Annotated in this window: 15 protein-coding genes; 5 read left to right on the top strand and 10 right to left on the bottom strand. The window is 33.2% G+C overall.

What is annotated here, in order from left to right:
• Positions 1–79: 79 nt before the first annotated feature.
• Entirely contained in the window at positions 80–1063 is a 984-nt protein-coding gene (locus ACSVDA_RS13270; protein ID WP_485883853.1) for an alpha/beta fold hydrolase, read from the bottom strand.
• 811 nt (positions 1064–1874) lie between these two features.
• On the opposite strand from ACSVDA_RS13270, the gene ACSVDA_RS13265 reads away from it, so the two are divergent.
• Both ACSVDA_RS13265 and ACSVDA_RS13260 read left to right on the top strand, forming a co-directional pair.
• Entirely contained in the window at positions 1875–2465 is a 591-nt protein-coding gene (locus ACSVDA_RS13265) for a matrixin family metalloprotease (RefSeq protein WP_485883851.1), read from the top strand.
• Between the two features lie 14 nt (positions 2466–2479).
• Complete coding sequence (locus ACSVDA_RS13260; RefSeq protein ID WP_485883849.1) at positions 2480–3118, top strand: hypothetical protein; 639 nt, start codon at positions 2480–2482, stop codon at positions 3116–3118.
• 1095 nt (positions 3119–4213) lie between these two features.
• Here the strand turns inward: ACSVDA_RS13260 and pdxR are convergent.
• Positions 4214–5623: a MocR-like pyridoxine biosynthesis transcription factor PdxR gene (gene pdxR / locus ACSVDA_RS13255; RefSeq protein WP_485883847.1), complete on the bottom strand. Its 1410-nt coding sequence runs from the start codon at positions 5621–5623 to the stop codon at positions 4214–4216.
• A 112-nt stretch (positions 5624–5735) separates the two neighbouring features.
• Between pdxR and ACSVDA_RS13250 the strand changes: the two genes are divergently transcribed.
• Complete coding sequence (locus ACSVDA_RS13250; protein ID WP_485883896.1) at positions 5736–6290, top strand: pyridoxamine 5'-phosphate oxidase family protein; 555 nt, start codon at positions 5736–5738, stop codon at positions 6288–6290.
• Between the two features lie 72 nt (positions 6291–6362).
• On the opposite strand, the gene ACSVDA_RS13245 is transcribed toward ACSVDA_RS13250, so the two are convergent.
• The 5 genes from ACSVDA_RS13245 to ACSVDA_RS13225 all read right to left on the bottom strand — a co-directional run bounded on the left by ACSVDA_RS13245 (position 6363) and on the right by ACSVDA_RS13225 (position 12526).
• On the bottom strand, positions 6363–6983 hold the full coding sequence (locus ACSVDA_RS13245) for a class I SAM-dependent methyltransferase (protein ID WP_485883845.1): 621 nt from the start codon (positions 6981–6983) through the stop codon (positions 6363–6365).
• A gap of 67 nt (positions 6984–7050) precedes the next feature.
• A complete protein-coding gene (locus tag ACSVDA_RS13240; protein ID WP_485883844.1) occupies positions 7051–7989 on the bottom strand; it encodes an aminoglycoside phosphotransferase family protein in 939 nt (312 codons plus the stop codon).
• A gap of 528 nt (positions 7990–8517) precedes the next feature.
• Entirely contained in the window at positions 8518–10155 is a 1638-nt protein-coding gene (abc-f, locus tag ACSVDA_RS13235; protein WP_485883843.1) for a ribosomal protection-like ABC-F family protein, read from the bottom strand.
• Positions 10156–10783: 628 nt separating this feature from the next.
• Positions 10784–11485, bottom strand: a complete 702-nt coding sequence (locus ACSVDA_RS13230; protein WP_485883842.1) for a class I SAM-dependent methyltransferase — start codon at positions 11483–11485, stop codon at positions 10784–10786.
• A gap of 693 nt (positions 11486–12178) precedes the next feature.
• Positions 12179–12526 carry an NUDIX domain-containing protein gene (locus tag ACSVDA_RS13225; protein ID WP_485883840.1) on the bottom strand — a complete coding sequence of 116 codons (348 nt, stop codon included), beginning with the start codon at positions 12524–12526 and terminating at the stop codon, positions 12179–12181.
• Positions 12527–12671: 145 nt separating this feature from the next.
• Between ACSVDA_RS13225 and ACSVDA_RS13220 the strand changes: the two genes are divergently transcribed.
• Complete coding sequence (locus ACSVDA_RS13220; protein WP_485883838.1) at positions 12672–13208, top strand: hypothetical protein; 537 nt, start codon at positions 12672–12674, stop codon at positions 13206–13208.
• A 318-nt stretch (positions 13209–13526) separates the two neighbouring features.
• On the opposite strand, the gene ACSVDA_RS13215 is transcribed toward ACSVDA_RS13220, so the two are convergent.
• The 3 genes from ACSVDA_RS13215 to ACSVDA_RS13205 form a co-directional block, all read right to left on the bottom strand.
• Positions 13527–14027 (bottom strand): YehS family protein, encoded by a 501-nt coding sequence (locus ACSVDA_RS13215; RefSeq protein WP_485883836.1) that lies wholly within the window; start codon positions 14025–14027, stop codon positions 13527–13529.
• Between the two features lie 617 nt (positions 14028–14644).
• Entirely contained in the window at positions 14645–15718 is a 1074-nt protein-coding gene (locus tag ACSVDA_RS13210; protein ID WP_485883835.1) for a Gfo/Idh/MocA family protein, read from the bottom strand.
• Between the two features lie 682 nt (positions 15719–16400).
• The gene (locus ACSVDA_RS13205; RefSeq protein ID WP_485883833.1) at positions 16401–17291 is read right to left on the bottom strand and encodes a TetR/AcrR family transcriptional regulator; all 891 of its coding nucleotides are present in this window, start codon (positions 17289–17291) and stop codon (positions 16401–16403) included.
• A gap of 813 nt (positions 17292–18104) precedes the next feature.
• On the opposite strand from ACSVDA_RS13205, the gene ACSVDA_RS13200 reads away from it, so the two are divergent.
• Positions 18105–19613, top strand: coding sequence for an MDR family MFS transporter (locus tag ACSVDA_RS13200; RefSeq protein WP_485883894.1), 1509 nt, complete (start codon positions 18105–18107; stop codon positions 19611–19613).
• Positions 19614–19749: the final 136 nt, after the last annotated feature.

Here is a 19749-nt window from a genome sequence, read left to right as displayed (position 1 = left end):
GAAAGTGAAGTAAGTTAAGGGAAACCTCAATTATTGTAGAGGTTTCCCTAATATGTTCAACTACCATTTTCAATAAAATTTATTGAGCGACAGACATGCAAACTTCATAAAACTTATTAGGTTCTTCAAAATTTGGAGAATGAGCAGAATTCTCAAACCATATAAGCTCTTTTTTGGGTGCTTCTACTATATTAAAATAATCCACAACTAATTCGTGAGGCGTCTGATAATCATAACGCCCGACACAATAATACACTGGAACTTTAAATGTATGTGCTTGTTTAATTAAATTTACTTCCATCAACTCATCCCAAAGGTTATTAATAGAAAAACGTTCTCCATTTGCCATATACTTTACTAAATCGAATAATGAATATTCACGAAATGATATCGACGAGAGAATAAACTTACTTAATGACATATTGTGAAATGAGCCACCAAATTTCCGTAACCATTTTCTTTGTAAAAATAAATCTACTTGATTTTTATATGGGGGATTGCCAATTTTCATCAACTGTTCATGCGCTTTTTTATTATTCGTTTCATTTGCTTTATGTAACGTATATTCATACGAGATTTCTTCATTTCTCTCCATATTGACTACTTGACCAACACCAATATATGCGTGAATTAACTCAGGATACTTCGAAATGAACAGAGATCCTAATACACTCCCCCATGAATGACCAACTAAATAGAGTTTTTCTCGATTAAAGCGGTGTAGAAGCTCTTGAATTAGTTCATGAAGATCCAGCAAAAACTGATCTATATTCATGCTAGAAATTGGGATATTACTAGCAAAAGATTTACCAGCCCCCCTTTGATCCCAATTCACTACTACAAAATGTTCTTCTAATTCTCTCTGAAACTTCGGTGCAAAACCTATTTGGGCAGTACCTGGACCCCCGTGTAAAAAAAGTAGTATTGGATTCTTTTTATTCTTCCCTCTCATTAAGACACATTGTTGAATTTTTCCTAGTTGCAACATTTCAATAGATGCGACGCTCTCTTCAATAAGTCTACCATTTAAATCTTTAAAACTAGGCGTTCTACTTTTAATCATGTGTATCCTCCCCTAGTCTTCTTAATATACGAATACTATAATTTACTGCCAAGTACTGTTACCCTTTGACTATACTTGATAACGAATGTTTAAGTAACAGCCTTTAGCAGGTTATTGCTTCCACCTAGGGGAGGATTATATACCAACTAAGTCTAGTCCAACCTCCTACTATCTGAAAAATTTTTGATATGACATCTCCACAACGTCGAGCAAAAAAATCATCCGATTTCTTACAGAATAAATATTAATTCCAAATTAATAGATAAAGTACTATTGATATAAAACTAGTTTAAAGGGCTCTTACCGTAAACTTTGCCACGATTGTTATTAAAATAGGATAGCAAGACAAGGTTATTTCCTACTTACTGTTTTATAAATGTATACATGCCACGATATGTTTATTTATCGTACGAAAACAAATTGTTATTCGAGAGCCGCTTATAATGAACAGATTTAGTTTTTAAACTGTATAAAATTGTAAAATATAATCTATGTTGTTACCCATTCAATTTACAAAAATATTCTACAAAGTGATTGGACACTACAGCAAAGATTCCCCTCCCAAATGAGTTGTCAATGAGTCTTTATCTTTACAAATAGACAGTATGTCAATAAAGTGGATAAGCACTTACTTAGGCATTTAATATCATTTTGCTATTTCAATATTAAAAAGAGTGTTTTTTGTAAAATAACGATCGTATACATCAGAAAAAGCTAGAAGGTGAGGTGAAAATTAAAATTAGACATTACTTCAAATGTTAACAATGTTAGTAGTTTGTTGGCCATTTAAATTAGAAGGGAGAAATTTTTTATGTCTTCTCGTATTAGCTCTAAAGTTAGAGTGTTATTTCTATCAGCCTTGACGATATTGATGCTTTTTGGAATAGTTATAGGTTCGACAAATGCTGCTCCAACAGATGAACACCCCTCCTCAAATTGCTATAAAAAGATTTCTCGTTATAGTGGATGGGAATATGATAACAATCAACAAATTAACATTAATTTCACGTACACTCAGAATGGATCTTATGATTACAGTTATCGCATTGATCTCGCTGGTGAGGAATGGAACGAACATTTTAGTTTCTTTAATTTCACTGAAGTATCCAGAGGAAATAATCTTGCAATAGAAAGTGATGATTATGGGGATACTGGATGGGTCGGTGCTGCTTATTATGCACGTTCACCAAAGGATATATATTTAAATGAATATTACCATAAAAATTATTCTTGGTACGGATTTGTTGAATATGAACGTACTGCCATTCACGAGTATGGTCATACTCATGGATTAAGCCATACTAGTTGTACAACTGAAATTATGAGTAATAACTCTAATAGAGATATTAGTCAAGTTGATCTTGGTGATGGAGATATTAGTGGTATTAGAAGTATCTATTAAAAGGAGGAATGAACATGAAAAGATGCCTCATTGCATTGGTTACGGTAATTACATTAGTAGGTTGTAACAATATTATTCAAAGTTCTAATCCTGCTAAGGCTCCTAGTCAACAAGGCGTGGATGCTAACCCTTCAGAGATTTTCGCAGATGTGAATGAATTAGCCCAAAATACACCTATCGTAATAGTTGGGCAAGTAAAAACTAAAGGCAAGGCATTTGATTATAAGGGGATCAACTTCTATGAATCTACAATTCAGATTAAAGACATTTACCGAGATCATGATAATCGTCTTTCGAAAGGAGACACAATTACACTATTACAGAATGATATTGGTGAATTGGACCCTCTTGTCAAAAAAAATGAAAAAGTCTTATTCTTCTTAAAGAGCTATGAAGGTCCAGTTATTGATGATGCTTACAGATTTATGGGACTTTATCAAGGTCATTACAAAGTCAAAAAAGATGGAGAAATTGTTTCTGTCGGTAGTAAAAAATTAGAAGGTGTAGAAGGGCTATTAACTTCAGATCTTAATGCTATGTTAGAAGATTCTCCATACGTACCGATTGAATTAGACGTAATGACTGCAGAAGAGATTGAGAAAGCAAATGAAGAAGAAAGAAAACTAAAAGAAGAGCATGATAATAACAACTAATATATCAATAACAACTTTTAATAAACGCTTTTACCTCACAGATAGTAGTTATTTACAACATTAAAACATACAATCCTATTAAGGTTCTTCTAGTTTTTAATAAACCTCAAACAAAGTTTATGAGAAGAGTCCTAAAAACACCGACGTTAACCACACCTGTTTTGATCTAAGGTTGATCAAAACAGGTTCTTTTACATAGTCTGTCTTCATATTATTGTTGTTTTCCCGACAAGCCACATTTTTTTCCATTAAAATGAAGACAACAGAATAAAATTACTACCTGGTAATCTAATTAGTAACAATAGCAACAAAGTTAGCGACAAGATCCATTCATATTAGAACTATTCATTCGCATATTGTTTAATCCTTTATATATTGGATACTATCTAGTGAACACCCGCTATCCCGATAACTATTCATATTGATAGCAAGTCTCATACTCATCCTTCATTAACCAACTTCTACAAGCTAAACCATATTCATGATAGATCTCTTTACCAATTTACAACATGATACACCTGCTTGAATTTGGAACTTTTGAGTTTTCATTTTTTATAAATAGAATATCCTCGTCATTCCAGCTCACAGAAAAACCACTTTTTGCCTCACTATAATAAACTGTTTGTATTTTATCATTCTCATCATGATATGTAACATCTACCTATATTTTCACACCACCAGCTGTGCCACCGTATGCCATATAGTAGGCATTTGCAGTGTATTTCATTGTTGGAGAAGTCACTGGAATAAAGTAAGACTCACCCTTGAGGTTATCAAATGTAAAGAAATAGTTCCTATAAAAAAATAATCCAAGAAACAAGATAGTCCCTGACAAAGTTGCAAGTAATAATTTTGTAGGAAATTGTTTCTTTTTAACAAAGAAGATTATTAATTTGATAGTAAAGATGAAAAATACCAGTAAAGTAGTAACAAATTTAAAGAAACCGATTATATTTAATAAAATTGATATCCCCCATTTTTGAGCCTTTATGTTATTTATATTACATGTGTACTAATAACAATGATTAATACTCCAAAGCCTTGACTATCAACCATTTTAAAATAGCAAGGTTTTTAATATCTAAATAAATGCATTTAATCTCCAAACCAAACTTTACTTAAGTGTTTTATCCCTTCATCAATTTTTTCTGATGACATCCCTCCAAAGCCAAGGATAAAATGAGCGGTATCTGTTGTTGACTCACCCACCCAATATTTTTCAGCTGAATATATATTAACTCCAGCAGAAACTGCTTTTTCATGTAGTTCAGTTTCATTACGATATGGAATGCTAATAATTACATGAACTCCTGCATGTGTACCTTGTACCATCACTTTATTACCCATATAGTTATTGATTGCTTCAATTAATACATGATGCTTTTGAGCATACACTTTACGCATTTTCCGGATATGACGTTCAAAATGACCCTTTGCTAAAAAATGTGCTAATGTTTTTTGAATAAGTGCAGCAGCTGGTTGGCTATACGTTACAAAATGAGAATGATATGTATGTAATAACCTTGTTGGTAAGACCATATAATTCACTCTGATGGCTGGCATAAAAGATTTAGAAAATGTGCCAATATAAATGACACGTTCATCTCGATCCAGTGCTTTTAATGCAGGAATCGGATTTCCCTGAAAACGAAATTCACTGTCATAATCATCCTCAATAATAAAGCCATTATTTTGGATCGCCCATTGTATGAGGCGAAGACGTTTTTGAATAGGTAGAACCATCCCCATTGGGAATTGATGTGACGGTGTGACATATACAGTTTTAGCGCTTCCCTTTGCCAATTGATCTATATTTAAACCATCCTCTTCGAGTGAAATAGCTTCTAAATTAAAGCCATGATTTGCAAAAACCCGCTGTGCACCATCATAACAAGGGTTTTCTACGGCAACCGTATCATTTGTCTTCATAAGTATTTGACTTATGACACTTAACATTTGATACATGCCAGCTCCGATAATAATCTCGTCAGTCGTACAAGAAATTCCTCTTGCTTGATACAAATAATGAACAAGCTGCTGTCGTAACTGTATATCACCTTTTTTATCACCATAAAATATGAGCTGATCATCATTAGTTGCCAACACTTCATTCATGTGTCTTTTCCACAGCTTATAAGGAATATGTTCAAGGTCAACATTTCCATATCGAAAATCGTACGTAAAAGGCTTTTCCTGTTGAACATCTGCGGTATCTTTTTTAGTAGGTATAGTATGTATTTGAGATAGAAGATCTTTGTCCAGTTGGTTAACAATTAGTCTTTTCCGTGGCTCACTTCTTACGTATCCTTCTGTAATCAATTGTTGATACGCATACTCTATCGTATTTCTACCGACACTTAAGTGGTCGGCAAGGCTACGAATCGATGGAAGTTTTGCTTCTGGTGGGATTTTACCCGTTTCTATCTCTTTTATAAAGTATTGATACACTTGCATATATAATGGCGTTTCACTTTCCTTATCTAAGCTTAACGTGACTTCAAGCATGTGTTCCTCCAATCTATCCCCTAGTGAAATGTAAAAACTGTACCTTTTCGAATAGTCAGATTGTTAATACAATTACTTTACTAAATAAAAGGAGGGGCATCAATTGTATACAATGAGAAGAGAAGAAAAAGAAAGGGTTAATCGACAAAAAGTTAATGAATTTTGTCACCGTATCAAAGCGGGGTATTTAGGTTTAGCAGATGGTCATTTACCGTATGTCGTTCCACTTAATTATGTATGGATGAATGATTGTATATATTTCCACGGAGCTGAAGAAGGGAGAAAACAACGTATCATTGAAGAAAACCCACAAGCCTGCTTCACAATTGCAGAAGATCAGGGTACAATTACAAATACTGTACCAGCACATACAAGCACTGGATATTACAGCGTTATGATCTTCGGTAAACTCGAAATCGTACATGACATTGTGGAAGCAACCGATGCTATGCAAGTCATGCTTGATAAATATGTCCCAGGCTATTTTAGTGATAAACTATCAAAGCATCACGTATCTTCATATCGCTCTTCTAAAAATAGTAAAACAGTTGTGTACCGCCTTCGTGCTGAACAGGTTACAGCGAAAGAAAACAAATTAATAGATGAAGCACTATTTTACAATGGTCGTACACGAGAGCAAGATTTAGAGGGAAGGTTATCTGAATAACAAAAATTTATGAAAATAACCTCCCTATGTTGACTTTTCTTTATGTACAGGGAGGTTACATTTCAATTTCATCTATTTTTTAGCAACGATGTATCTTAGCTTGTAAGTTCTTTCAGTTTGATCTATATACACTAGCTTTTCATCTATTGAACCTGTTTGAATGACTTCAGCATGTTTGAAATGGTTTAATAAGTCTTCCTCACTAAAAAAATGAGCGACTTTTCCTGGCTTATATTCAAATGTGTCCTTTTCTACCTCAACACCTTGACCGTAAGAAGTATCTTCGTTCGAAAAGCAGGTTAAAAAAATCATTCCATCTTCAGCTAACTGATCAATGCACTTCTGAATAAATGTCACTCTTTCAGATAACAAAAACAAGTGCAATAGATTATAACAATAAATCCCATCATATTTTTTATGAGGAATAGGCAGATCGAATACTGAGCCTTCAATATACGTTGTCAACTTATCCTGGTCTTTAGCAGTAGCTATAGCTTGCTGTGAAAGTTCTATTGCATCAACTTTAAAAGTAGTCGCAAGTGCTTTCGAGTTTCTTCCATAGCCTGCGCCTGGTACTAAAACAGTTTTTGCACCATTGTTCAAGAAAAGTTTAGTAGCCATCTCTACTGTATTACTTGGCTGTTCCCCCCATATCTTTCCTTTACTAAAACGTTCATCCCAATAACCTTTCATGTTACCCGTCCTTTATAGTAATAAACTATAACTAAGTTTTAGCTTATGAAATAACTCATTATTTGTTTTAGTTTACATATTTTAATGCTTCAATTTTCATTCCATAATTAGCTTCATACAGCTTGTGAAATATGTCAATTGCTTGATAAAATTTATCAAAATAAGTTCCATCATCATCAACTGTCCATGAAGTAGCTAACACGGTATGACAGTAGCCCCAGAGCAGTAAGCGTTCTTTATTAAGCTTCAATTCCTTCGTAAGAATATCAACTCTTTTTGCTACTACGTCGTAAGCGTTTTGGTCAGGTAATTTATTTAGCAGAAATTGAATTAAATCATATTCGATTTCACCCACTAACCCTTTAGGATCAATTGCTGTCCATATTTCATCTGTAAATGATAGAACATTGTAATGATGAAAATCTCCATGAAGGAGAAAGTGTTGTTCTATCGTTCGATTTAAATATGTAAAAACTTTCAAAGCTACTTCTAGTGTATGTTGCGAAATAGGGCCAAATCCTTTTGGGTGTTCTTTTATCAGGTTCCGAAGCTTTTCTTCTCTACCAAGTGTTGATGGGATTCTAGTTTCCTTTGGAGCACGTATAGATAGTTTTTTGATTACGTTAGCAGCTAGTCGACAAGCTTTAGCATCATCTTCAATTTCTGCTAAAGTGTGTCCAGGTGAGACTTTTTCCAGTATCATTATTCCTTTGTCTTTGTCGAAATCGATTAGTTGAACCATGCCTTTGCCACCGAATAACGTTAACGCTTCAATCTCATCAAGAAAACCTTCTCCCGGAATGCAAATTTTCACTACTACTTCCCTCTCATCATTCATAATCGCAGAGGCAACGTAATTTATCGAAAGGGTAAAAGGTTCTTTTATATTCAAATGCCACTTTTGCTCGCAATCACGGATTAATTCAGGTAGCCTTTGTAACCAAGCTGCTCCTTCTTCTTTAAAATATAAATGAACTGTTTTAACAAAGTGATCTTGTAATTCCATGTATGCCCCCGTCTCTACAATATTCCATGTGATTAATTAAGGTCTATCCCTTTCAAGCCCCATTAACGAAGAAGTTTTATCCTTAATCTGATAGCATTTTATTCAACTTAATATATATACGGAAAATTCATAGAATAGTTTCATATTTTGGTATTTTTATATAATTTTAGTTGTTAGTATTCGTATTAAGAAATGTGGCACAAGCATAACAAGCTGATTAGTATTTTAATGATGGAACTCTACAACTAAGTTTCCAAATGTCCATCTTACTAAGACTGTTTTCACATTAATTGTTTTTTTTCGTAATTAGGGCTAAATACGATAATAACTAACGTTCGAGGCATCTGTTCATCTGTACAACGAAGACTAACATATAAAACGACTTTTTATGGTAATAATTTAGTAACAACAGCAACGTTTATAATCACTTTTGTTTCTTTGTTAATCCACACTGTTTACAAGCTTCATTTATGAACATACGATCACCTCTATTCTAGTTTCAACTCCCCCCCAAGGTAACAGTCAAGACTATTTTTGAGATTTCTTATTCACTAACCGCTTCTTTTGTGCTAGTAAATTCGAAAACCTAGCTTCAAGCATTTGTTTTTCATCTTCATTTGCGATTAGTGATAATCTACTTACCACCTCTGTTAACTCCATTTCAACAGCTAACAAATTCGTTTCTTCTTGTTGGTGTTCAACAGAATCATTTGACTCTAATAATTCAATATCTTTCAAAACACCTTTGTCATGCTCAATTTGTAAAATATGTGTCGCCAATTCTTTGACGAAATAACGATCATGAGTTACAAACAATATTGTTCCTGGATAAGATTTTAACACCATTTGTAACGCTTCTTTTGTTTGAAGATCAAGGTAATTGGTCGGTTCATCTAATAGCAGAACATTATAATCTCCTAAAAAGACTTTTACTAATTCAGTTTTTACCCGTTCTCCTCCACTTAACATAGAAACTTTTTTATGGACATTTTCACGTTTAAATCGTAGCCTCGATAACACGGTTCTAATAAATTGCTCTGAATAATGACTGGATTCTTTTACATTTTCTAAGATCGTTTTATTTTCATCTAGACTTTCTAATTTTTGGTGGAAATATCCTATGGAGGCAGGTTTAGCAATAGAAATATCGTCATGCCTTGTTGCTATCATATTTAATAATGTTGTTTTGCCTACACCGTTTCTTCCAGTTATAGCAACTCTTGCTCCTGGTTTAATTGCACCGTTTAAGTCACTAAATAACAAACGATTTCCCATTTTTACACTTACTTCGTTAAATGTAATTGCCCTTTTGCTATGAATTTGCTTAAACTGACTAATGTCAAAGGTGATATCTTCTTCTTGCTTTGGTTTTTCCTTTTTCTCAAGTTGATCAATTCTCGACCTAATTGCATGGACACCTTTATCTAATTTCGCTTTCTTTTGACCAACACTTCTTTTATGCAATCTCGCTTCAGAATTACCCATGCGGCTTGGTGCTTTTTTCAATGATTTTGATTTTTGGCTTCTTTCCACTGCAGCTTGTTCTAGACGTTGTTTCTCCTTCACATATTGCTCGTACTCAAACTGCTGTCTATCTTTCAAATGTTTCTTTTGCTCAAGATAAGCTTCATAGTTGCCATCATAGCAATGAACCTTTCCTTTATCCAATTCCCAGATCGTGGTACAAACTTGATTAAGAAGTTGTTGATCATGAGAAATAATAATGACACTTCCAGCAAATGCTTTTAACTCTCTTTCAAATTGTTCTATTCCTTCTACATCTAAATGACTTGTTGGTTCGTCAGCAACGATTAATTTGGCATTTACAGACAAAGCTGATGCTATTTTCTTTCTCGTTTCTTCTCCCCCACTTAAGAATTGCTTCCTTTCTTTAGGAATCCTCCAATGGCCATTCATTTTTTGAGAAATATCGTTAACTTCTGGAGCTTCAAGCTGCGGTATATAAGCAATCGGACAATATACGTTGACAATTCCACTATCTGGCTCAAGTTGTTCCATTAAAATTTTCAATAACGTAGTTTTCCCTTCCCCATTCTTACCGACAACCCCTATTTTTTCACCATTAAACACTTGTAATTGTTGAATATTTAATATCGTACGGTCTCCATATGACTTTTCAATTTTATTCGCATCTAACAATAGCATAAAAAATCCTCCCTACAATTCTAGAGAGGATTAGCTGTAATATTTAGGTATGTAATGATGTTAAAAAAAAGCTCAGTAAAAACGGCTCAGTTTTTCAAAAAGATTAGAAATTGGCACATTTACTCCAATTATTCTTCATCATTTTTTGAACACATCATTCCTGCTATAATTTCAACCATATTAATGCTCCAATTATAACGCATATAAAAATAGTACCTAAAAATGCATAGACTAATCCTATCTAGACAACATTTATTAAAAATAAACTATTTAAATAATGTCTAATAAAATAGGATTAATTCCACATTAGCTTAAGTACCGTTCCTTTCCACTTTAATTATTTTTATCATTACATAATTATGTAATTATTGTCAACCACATTTTTTCCTTGACATCAATGAGGGAACAAAGCGAAGAGTCTCCAGCAGCTTCACTACTCAATTTCTATTGTGGTTAGAAGACTTATCTATCATATAAAAAATACTAAAACTCTAAATTTATGATTCGAGATCAGTGTTTGTCCATAGAAGCTCAATTCACCTTTCATCTCTCATCCTACAGTCATTTTTAATATCACCTTCGTGAAGTACTTCTGTTTTACCAGGAACCGTTAGTTAATTAGAGAAAACTACATTTTTATTTGCATTAAGCTTGACCAAAGAAAATCTTCTCCAAATAAATCATCTGGCTGAACAACTTTTTTCATCTGTCTAAACTCTTTTATTATAAAATCCTTTTCAAATATTTCTTTTAATCGCTTTTCTGTGTAGCCTATGCCACCATTTAAGCTTCCTTCTTTGTAAACTTCCCAATCTGGAGTATCTAAAGCACCTTCAGTATTGAAGCAAACAATTCCAAAATGTCCACCTTTTTTGAGTGCTTTTTTTAAAATCTCTATATATGTTAAACGGCGATGAGGAGCTAAATGATGGAACATCCCACAATCGTAAATAAAATCATATGAATTCGGTTCAAATTCAAAATCAAACAGAGAAACACAATGAAATACAAGGTTTACTTCTTCTTTATTAGCCCTTTCTTTTGCCCATTCAATCGCTTTTTCAGATAAATCTAATGCACTAACACTACATCCTTGCTTAGCCATAAAAATAGCATTCCTCCCGGGTCCAGAACCTAATTCTAAAACCTTTTTTGGAGAAAGGCCTTTACTAAAATATTCAACTAAGTTTTCATCAGGCCCTTTCACCTTAAAAAATGGAATTTCTTTTGTTCTATCTTTATAAAAGTTTTCCCAAAATGTCTTTGGTTCTCTTAATGAATCATCTAACATTTCAAACAAATCTTCATAATTTAAGATCTTTTTTTCCACAATAAATCCCTCCTAAAATACTCTACTAAAATTTTACTATAACTATAGAGAGAGCGTGTTACAACATCATTAAAATACGTCTAAATTGTGGTTATGACGAAGGGAAACCTGCTGCTAAATAGCTTTTAGACACTATATTTTGGTTGATACAGTACGCTAACTCTTTTTTAAATCTAAATACATTTATGGAATTATAATCGTTGTATTACCTTCTACAACAATTTCAAGGCACTGTATTTTCTCTAATCGAGATAATCTTCGTCATATTAGCAACAAAATTGTAATGTCCTTACTCAACATGTCAATTGTTTAATATTCAATAATTAGGAAACCTCTTCGGAATATACTCCTAAAAAGAAAAAAATACAGTATTATAGATTCTCATACTATTAAAAAGAGATCTTTAAACTAGTCTTCTTCAAACAACCTTAGAATTAGAATCCCCGAATTCAATTAAAAGGCTATTAACAAAGTAATGCGATAATATTGCCCAACACATAAAGAAAGATGCTTTCAATATTCTTAACAGCTCCATTTAGTTGAATACCGATTGAATTTTATTAGCAACTTCTTTTGGTTTAACAACAACTGATGATAACTGATTTATTTCAATCCACATAGGAAGATAAGTTCCTGAATTTCTATTCTTATCTGTATATTCTACACCTTTCCCTGTATCAAAGTTCCCTTCTGTTATCTCAGCAAGGGAAAGTATTGTGTACCATTATATTGAACTATTGCAAAGCATTCACTTATATTAACTGTTACACCCAACTCTTCTATGGCTTCTCTTTTTGCTCCTTCTTCAGGTGTCTCTTCGATTTCTATTCCTCCGGAATACATAATAAACTGAATCTCCAACAACCAGCACTTAAAATATACAGCATAATCTTTTTGTTCTTCTTCATTTTTATCTCCTCGGTTGATTGTATCTATGTCTAAGCTATACTCAGTCTCATTAAAATAAGTCCTTACATTCATAATACCAAGTAAATTATTCTTTGTGTTTTCTAAAGAAACAATCTTTACGAGAAGAGCCATACATAAAGAAAGACGCTCTCAGTATTATTACTGAACAGCGCCATATTGTGGAATAACTTAGAAAAAACTTATTTCTCACGCATTAAATGGGATATATAGCTAATCATTGGGAAAGATACCTCTAACAATATTTAGGGTGGTTTCAATGAATAGAGTTTTGCACATTTTAATATCATTTGCTTCTTTCCAAATTTTTACTGTAAGTACCGTATTTGCAAATTCGAATGATAAGCCCCAACCTCTTGAACAATTATATTTAGAAATAGGATATACAACTGTTGAAGAAGCTGTAAATGAAGTTGAAAAGCATTTTAATCAAGACTTGAAAATACCACTTAGAGTTCCCCCTATTGAATTCACACACTATTTTGGAAGATTTAGTGATTTGGAAGGTGAAATAAACGACTCATTCGATGTGGAATTTGTTAGTGATAAATCCCCTGAAAATCATTACAAAATTAATGTACGACCTGTTGAGCATAAAATCCATATTAGAGATAAGTATGTTTTAGATTGTTATAAGTTAAAAAATGACATTCAGGCCACACATATGAATATAAGTGGATTTAATGTATTAGTTTTTGATAAAGATCATTGGCAATATATGCTTAGTATAGATAAAAGGGTTTCTGACAAGGTGACTCCTGAAATATTGGTTGATATAGCTAATTCAATTAATTAACCTTCTATCATGAAACTAATATGATTGAAGAATTAGGGGATTTTGTTTAAAGTCTAAAGTCCCTAATTTATGTACAAAAATTAAAAATTTAAGTAGAGTCTACGTTTCATTACAAAAATGCGCCATATCGTATTATAAGGTCATCCAGAATGATATTTTATTTAATAAAAAAGGAAAAGTGATAAAGTATGGATCCAGTCATTGTCCTGAATGTTCCAGTGTTTTTAGAAAAATAATGGCAATACTTATAAAAGAATCAGGTTATCCTGGTTGATTAACCTTCGTAATATAAGCTTAGCAAGAAGTATGGTTAAAGTCTTATCCCCTGTATCTTATCGTTAGTCCTTTTAAGAAATTCCGCGCGTACCGATCACCGCACACTTTGTAATTCTTATGGCCTTCTTTACGTAATAGTGCACCTAATTCCCCTTTTGTTATGATCACTCCAGCGTCTTCCAATATCTCGATCATATCCTCACTTGTCAAAGAGAGAGCGATTTTCACTTTCTTTAGAAGAAGATTATTCGCATGTTCATACGTTAATGCTGGTCGTTCTGGCTGTCCCGGCTTTGGATCTTGCTTTCCCCTTTTAAACGTGATAAAGCCGTTTAAAAAAGACTCAAACATCTCATCATCACATGGTATTTGATCTTCATTGTCATCAAAAACGTCGCTATCCTCTGTTTTTGTGAGCACCTTCAGCACTTCTTCTTTTGAGAGATTTATTCCACCAAGCTTGAATATCTCCACCATCTCTATATTCTTGATATCCAGCGCGTATCGTAATCGAATTAAAATATCGTTATTATCTATATTCATGTATAGACCTCCTGAAATTTTTCATGTGTCCATCTCTAAGATTAATCTTATATCAGGGATGTATTTTAAATCGTGACACTGAATCATTAGCTTACCACTTTATGGACATGTTTTATAGTATGACTTGAATGTAAAAATCTGTTTGTCTATTTACAAGGGATTCCTTTTAGATGTGTGTATTCAAAATATTCCCTAAATAACATAGTTTTGACAATTTAATTGCATAATTAAAAAAGAGCCCTCTCCAAATTCGTTCCACAATATTGCTTATATTTTGATACCTATTTTTCCAAAAATTTCTAAAATACACATTGACTTTTCTACAAAAAACGCGATGTTAAATCATCGCGCCATTTTGTTGAATAAAGAACTATTCCAGATGCAATTTACATTCAAAAATGTATATAAAATTGATGTAATTTACCTAGCACACACATACAGCTCATTCAAATAATTGGCATACCATATTTTATAAGATCCTTCCGCCAACCTCCCTAGTCACCCTCCTTTCATGAACGGAATAGGGAGGTTACATATTATTCTCAGCTTTATGTTGCCATTTCTCCCTTATGTTACTTAGAAAAATGTGCGAATATATTGATGAAAATTCTCATGCTTTATAATTTTATATATTCTTTCTTCCCTGTATCTGCTGACTTCTGGATTTTACCAAGTACTTTTTGTACATAATATCCATCTTCGAAAGTTGCTAAATTTTCAGTCTTTTTATTATTAAACCAATTCAGCATTTGATTCAATGTTTCAGTTATCCCATCATAAAAGAATTGACAATCTTTAGGTAAGTCAGAAGGTGCTTCTGTTATATGTATTTGAACTTTTTCTAGAGGACCATTCTTTATACCAAGAAATAGTTCCTTATCATCTTTCATAAAAAGTGTTCCATTTGTCCCGTAAATCTCTAATTCCCATTCATTTAATATATGTCTACCTCTTGAAATGAACTCCATTGTCACAGTAGTTCCACTATTTAATTGCCCAAGGACTTGGAAAGAGTCATCTGCAGTTCTAATATACTCATTTCCTTCTCTATCATTTAATTTTTCAACATGAATGGGCGTTTGACTTAAAACAGATTGAATTGGATCATTTAGCCACCAATGTAATGAATCTATCATATGAGACCCAATAGCTATTAATAATCCTCCCCCACGTTTTTTATCTTCTTTCCAACTTTTTCTTCCGGAGTGGTGATCTTGATAATTTAAGATATGTCCAGCATACCTAACATGCATTATTCTACCTAACAGTCCACTATTTATAATCTCCTTAATTTTCTTTCGAACAGGTTTAAATCTAAATTCAAAATTTATAGCTCCATAACTACCTAGTTGATTCCTAGTTTGGATCATTTCTAACGCTTGTTCTTCATTCATTGCCATAGGTTTTTCACATAATACGCTATGATTTTTTAGTAGTTCACAAACCATCTGTGAATGTTGATCTGGTGCAGATGCTACTACAATAAGATCCAAGTTTTCATCCTTTATCATATTCTCCCAATTTGTATAAACATTATTTATACCGGTTTTCTCTCTAATTTCTTGAACATTCCCTCTAGAAACACTTGAAATTGCAGAAACTTTATAATTAGGGTGAAAATTTATTATAGGCGTATGAATTTTCGCACCGAAACCAGTCCCAATAACTCCTACTTGTATAATCCTAGACACCAACATCCCACCTTCTCTGTTATTTATACTATACATTCGATATTAGTTAATTATAGTCCTTTCTTTTTCATACATATATAGAAGGTGCTACTTAACATATTGTCTATCGTGTCGTATAGAATTTTAAAATCACGCCTCCTTTATCGGAAAAGGGATTTGTCTATTTTTTATATTGTTTTTTCAACTAATTAAGTCTGCTAAATATAGGAATTTTCCTACTATTTATAACTAAAAAAATGATTAATTAACAAACTTGTTATTACACAATATGGCCCAATTTGGGAATAAGAAAGAGGCTGGGACAAAAATATTTTAACTAAATAAAAGCCGAACAATGGTTGTAGTTCTAGTTACGCCGCTCCTGAAATATACTCCGCTTTCCACGGGAAACTGGCAAGCCTCCTCGTGCTACGCTCTGCGGGGTCTAGCCGTTGCTTTTCATCCCGCAGGAGTCTACGTATATTTCATCCGCTAAGTTATTACTTTGTTCGGAATTTTAGTTAAACACTTAAGTTATGTCCCAGCCTCCTTAATTTATCTTTCTGTTTAATTTAGGTCTTTATAAAGCCTTATCCAAAGAAGAATACCGTCGCATCTTTTTTATAAACAACGTGACTTTATTTTAATTCTACAACTAACCATTTTTAATAAAAAATACCAACAAAATTTACGAAATGAGCCTTTACAAATAAATCTCAAGGAGTTTTTCAATTTTTTTCACTTCACTATTGATTAGCGAATCATGCTGGTTTTTTAAGAAAAATAGGAGGCTTTCAATTAACACCACTTTAAGCTCTTGCTTGTTCATTTCCTCTTCAAGTGCAAGGAGTGTCGAATCATACCTTTCTTTCTCTGTCTCTCCAAGTGACGTCTCTTGTATATGCTCTCTCATCTTATGAATGCTATGAATAATTTGATCTATTAAATGCTCTTTTGCAGTTCGTTCCCCTATCATTTCATGGTCAAAAATAGATTTTGTCAATAAGGGCTCTTCATCAGCCATCATGCTCTCAACGATGGCATCAAGTCTACGCACAATGAAAGCGCCCATCCTCTTAACATCCAATTCTGCTTCGCCAACAAGTAAATTAAATGTATATTCTTTTTGAATTCCATTTAGCATCGTTACACAATCTAATAAATGTTTTTCTATTTTATCACCATATACTTCAAGTAAACGCAATCTGTACCAACTTAAAAATTGCGATCTCATACGAAAGATATATTGACGAATTTCATCATTGACTTGAATGATTTGTTCTCTCATTTGCAGTCGCATAAAATCCTTATAATTCACTGCTTCTTGGAGTTGCACACTAATTTGCTCAATGAGTATTTCTTTTGGAGTTAGATTTGAGTTTCTTTCTACCATCGAAACTTTTTCAAACAGAACGTCATAGTAATGCTTAAAAATAGTCATTAACAATTCTTCTTTAGAACTAAAATAATTGTATAATGAGCTTTTTGCAATTCCACTCTGAACCGCTATTTCTTGCATAGATGTAGCATGATAGCCTTTTCTAGCAAATAACTTCATTGCTGAATTCACAATTTCTTGCTTTCTACTCTTCAATTTGATTCCTCTCCCTAATTATTGATCATGAAATGGAAGATCGTAGCCTTCGTTCGTAAACGAAGGAAATTTATTAATATTTTCTCCTCAAGCCACCAAGTTAATTTCGAGGAGCTTTGTACAGAAGTTCAACAAGTTTAATCATTCATATTAAACGCAAATATATTGGTTCTCATTTAGATACTTCATATAGGCTGTTTTTCTCACTATAACTTAAACACGTATTCATATAGTGTTCGTAGCATCTTCCCTTCTCTATAACATTGAAAATGGCTAAAACCAACATTTAGTAGCTCAAATTTTCTTGGAATAGCGACAAAGATTACGAAAAGAACCTTACGCAAAAAAGCTTAAAATAATTCATATTAATATGACCGAATGGTCGTTTTCTTACATCTTATCCTAATAGTTATACAATTTCAACAAGGTTGTATTAACAGCTTTATATTTGACTTATGAAGATGATTATCATATACTATGACCGAATGGTCGTTATATTTAAATGAATACATTTTATGTAAGAAAAGTATAACATAACTGCCCATTTATAAATTGGTTTCTAATTTTCGATACATTAAGAATAAAAAAGCATCCTCATTATTCATTAAATCTGCACAAACGACCGAATGGTCGTTTGTGTTTAACTTTTATTATATAATATCATTCTAACCATCATTACCATTAATACTTTAATTTTGGCATACTAATGATGAATTAAACACATTGTATATATTAAACAAAAAGGCGGGGAGAAAATTGGGCACACAACAAGGTATTAATACAAAGTTAGTCTTAACTGGCTTAATCATTGGGATGTTTTTTAGTGCACTCGAGCAAACTGTTGTTGGAACAGCCATGCCAACCATTATCCATGAACTAAATGGTTTTTCAATATTTGCATGGGTGACAACAGCTTATTTAATCACTTCGACAACAGTCATTCCAATTGTAGGTAAGCTAGCCGACTTATACGGAAGAAGAGGCTTATATTTGTTAGGAGTTATTATCTTCATGATAGGTTCTGCACTCTGTGCCACTGCTTCATCTATGGAGCAACTTATTATTTATCGAGGAATACAAGGAATTGGCGGCGGTATGATTATGCCGTTATCACAAACAATCGTTGGTGATATTTTCACAGCCGAACAACGTGCTAAATGGCAAGGTGTTTTTGGGGCTATCTTCGGCTTAAGCTCAGTCATTGGGCCATTCATTGGTGGATTTATCGTGGATACAATTAGCTGGCACTGGATTTTTCTCATTAATGTCCCATTTGGAATACTATCAGCTGTACTCATTTTTATCGGCTTAAAGCAAGAGGATTTTTCAAGGAAAGAAAAAGTAAATATCGACTTTTTAGGGATTTTCACATTAATTCCATCTGTTGTACTGCTACTACTAGGTTTAACATTTGGTGGAGATAAATTTGATTGGGCTTCAAGTACTAGTTATATCATATTTAGTGGTTCATTAATATTACTCATTATTTTCATATTTATTGAAAGAAAGGCGAAGGAGCCAATATTAGATTTACAGTTATTTAAAAACCGTGTCTTTGCAACAACAAGTGGTTTAGGTTTCTTATTAGGTTTAGGAATGTTCGGAGCAATTATGTTCGTTCCAATGTTTATGCAATATATTTTTGGTGTGAGCCCAACAGAAGCTGGATCTACAATGACACCAATGATGATCTCCCTTATCGTTGCAAGTATTATCGGAGGAAGATTACTGCTTCGCCTTCGCTACCGTACAGTATTAACTGCTGGCATGGCGATTACGATGACTGGCTTTTATCTAATGAGTACGATGGGAGTAGAATCGAATCAATCAATAGCATATGGTTATATGATTGTCATGGGGTTTGGAATGGGGCTTGTCATGCCAACACTCATGATTGCTGTCCAAAATGAATTTCCTAAATCTCGATTAGGTGCTGTTACTTCAGCCTCAACCTTTTTCCGTTCAATTGGCGGAACAATCGGGATCACCGTTTTAAATGCGGTGATGAATAAATCAATCGAAACAAAGTTAGCTGCTGCAGCTTCAACTGAAACTAATAAGGTTGCTTCTGGTATTCTCGATAGTTTAGTTGGAAAAACAGATGATTTACTTAAAACTATGCTTGCACCTATGACACCTGACTTGCCAGAAGATGTAAGTAATATAGTTGTTAACACAATTCAATCAGTGTGGACACAATCCTTTTCCACCGTCTTCTTAACAGGTCTTATCTTCATTGGTCTTGGAATAATCGTTGCATTATCGGTAGGAAGTGGAAAGATTGAAAGAGATAAAAAGAACGAAAAAGTAAAAGCTTCTTAAATTAAAGCCCCATCTATACTAAAATGTACCCTATAGAGTAGACACTTAAAAAAAGTCTCCCTATAGGGTACATTTTTGTATAATGGAGAAACACAACTAGAGAAATACTTCGGATTGGAGAAAACTATGAGTAAAA

This window comes from Cytobacillus sp. Hm23 (assembly GCF_051842895.1).
Lineage (GTDB): Bacteria > Bacillota > Bacilli > Bacillales > SM2101 > Nanhaiella.
Note: the sequence above shows the minus strand (reverse complement) of the source record. Positions and strands in the feature narration are given on the sequence as shown.

What these genes read in the sequence shown, in the direction of transcription:
- ACSVDA_RS13270 (WP_485883853.1), bottom strand. Translation starts at nt 1,063, where the DNA reads ATGATTAAAAGTAGAACGCCTAGTTTTAAAGATTTAAATGGTAGACTT.
- ACSVDA_RS13265 (WP_485883851.1), top strand. Translation starts at nt 1,875, where the DNA reads ATGTCTTCTCGTATTAGCTCTAAAGTTAGAGTGTTATTTCTATCAGCC.
- ACSVDA_RS13260 (WP_485883849.1), top strand. Translation starts at nt 2,480, where the DNA reads ATGAAAAGATGCCTCATTGCATTGGTTACGGTAATTACATTAGTAGGT.
- pdxR (WP_485883847.1), bottom strand. Translation starts at nt 5,623, where the DNA reads ATGCTTGAAGTCACGTTAAGCTTAGATAAGGAAAGTGAAACGCCATTA.
- ACSVDA_RS13250 (WP_485883896.1), top strand. Translation starts at nt 5,736, where the DNA reads ATGAGAAGAGAAGAAAAAGAAAGGGTTAATCGACAAAAAGTTAATGAA.
- ACSVDA_RS13245 (WP_485883845.1), bottom strand. Translation starts at nt 6,983, where the DNA reads ATGAAAGGTTATTGGGATGAACGTTTTAGTAAAGGAAAGATATGGGGG.
- ACSVDA_RS13240 (WP_485883844.1), bottom strand. Translation starts at nt 7,989, where the DNA reads ATGGAATTACAAGATCACTTTGTTAAAACAGTTCATTTATATTTTAAA.
- abc-f (WP_485883843.1), bottom strand. Translation starts at nt 10,155, where the DNA reads ATGCTATTGTTAGATGCGAATAAAATTGAAAAGTCATATGGAGACCGT.
- ACSVDA_RS13225 (WP_485883840.1), bottom strand. Translation starts at nt 12,526, where the DNA reads ATGGCTCTTCTCGTAAAGATTGTTTCTTTAGAAAACACAAAGAATAAT.
- ACSVDA_RS13220 (WP_485883838.1), top strand. Translation starts at nt 12,672, where the DNA reads ATGAATAGAGTTTTGCACATTTTAATATCATTTGCTTCTTTCCAAATT.
- ACSVDA_RS13215 (WP_485883836.1), bottom strand. Translation starts at nt 14,027, where the DNA reads ATGAATATAGATAATAACGATATTTTAATTCGATTACGATACGCGCTG.
- ACSVDA_RS13200 (WP_485883894.1), top strand. Translation starts at nt 18,105, where the DNA reads ATGTTTTTTAGTGCACTCGAGCAAACTGTTGTTGGAACAGCCATGCCA.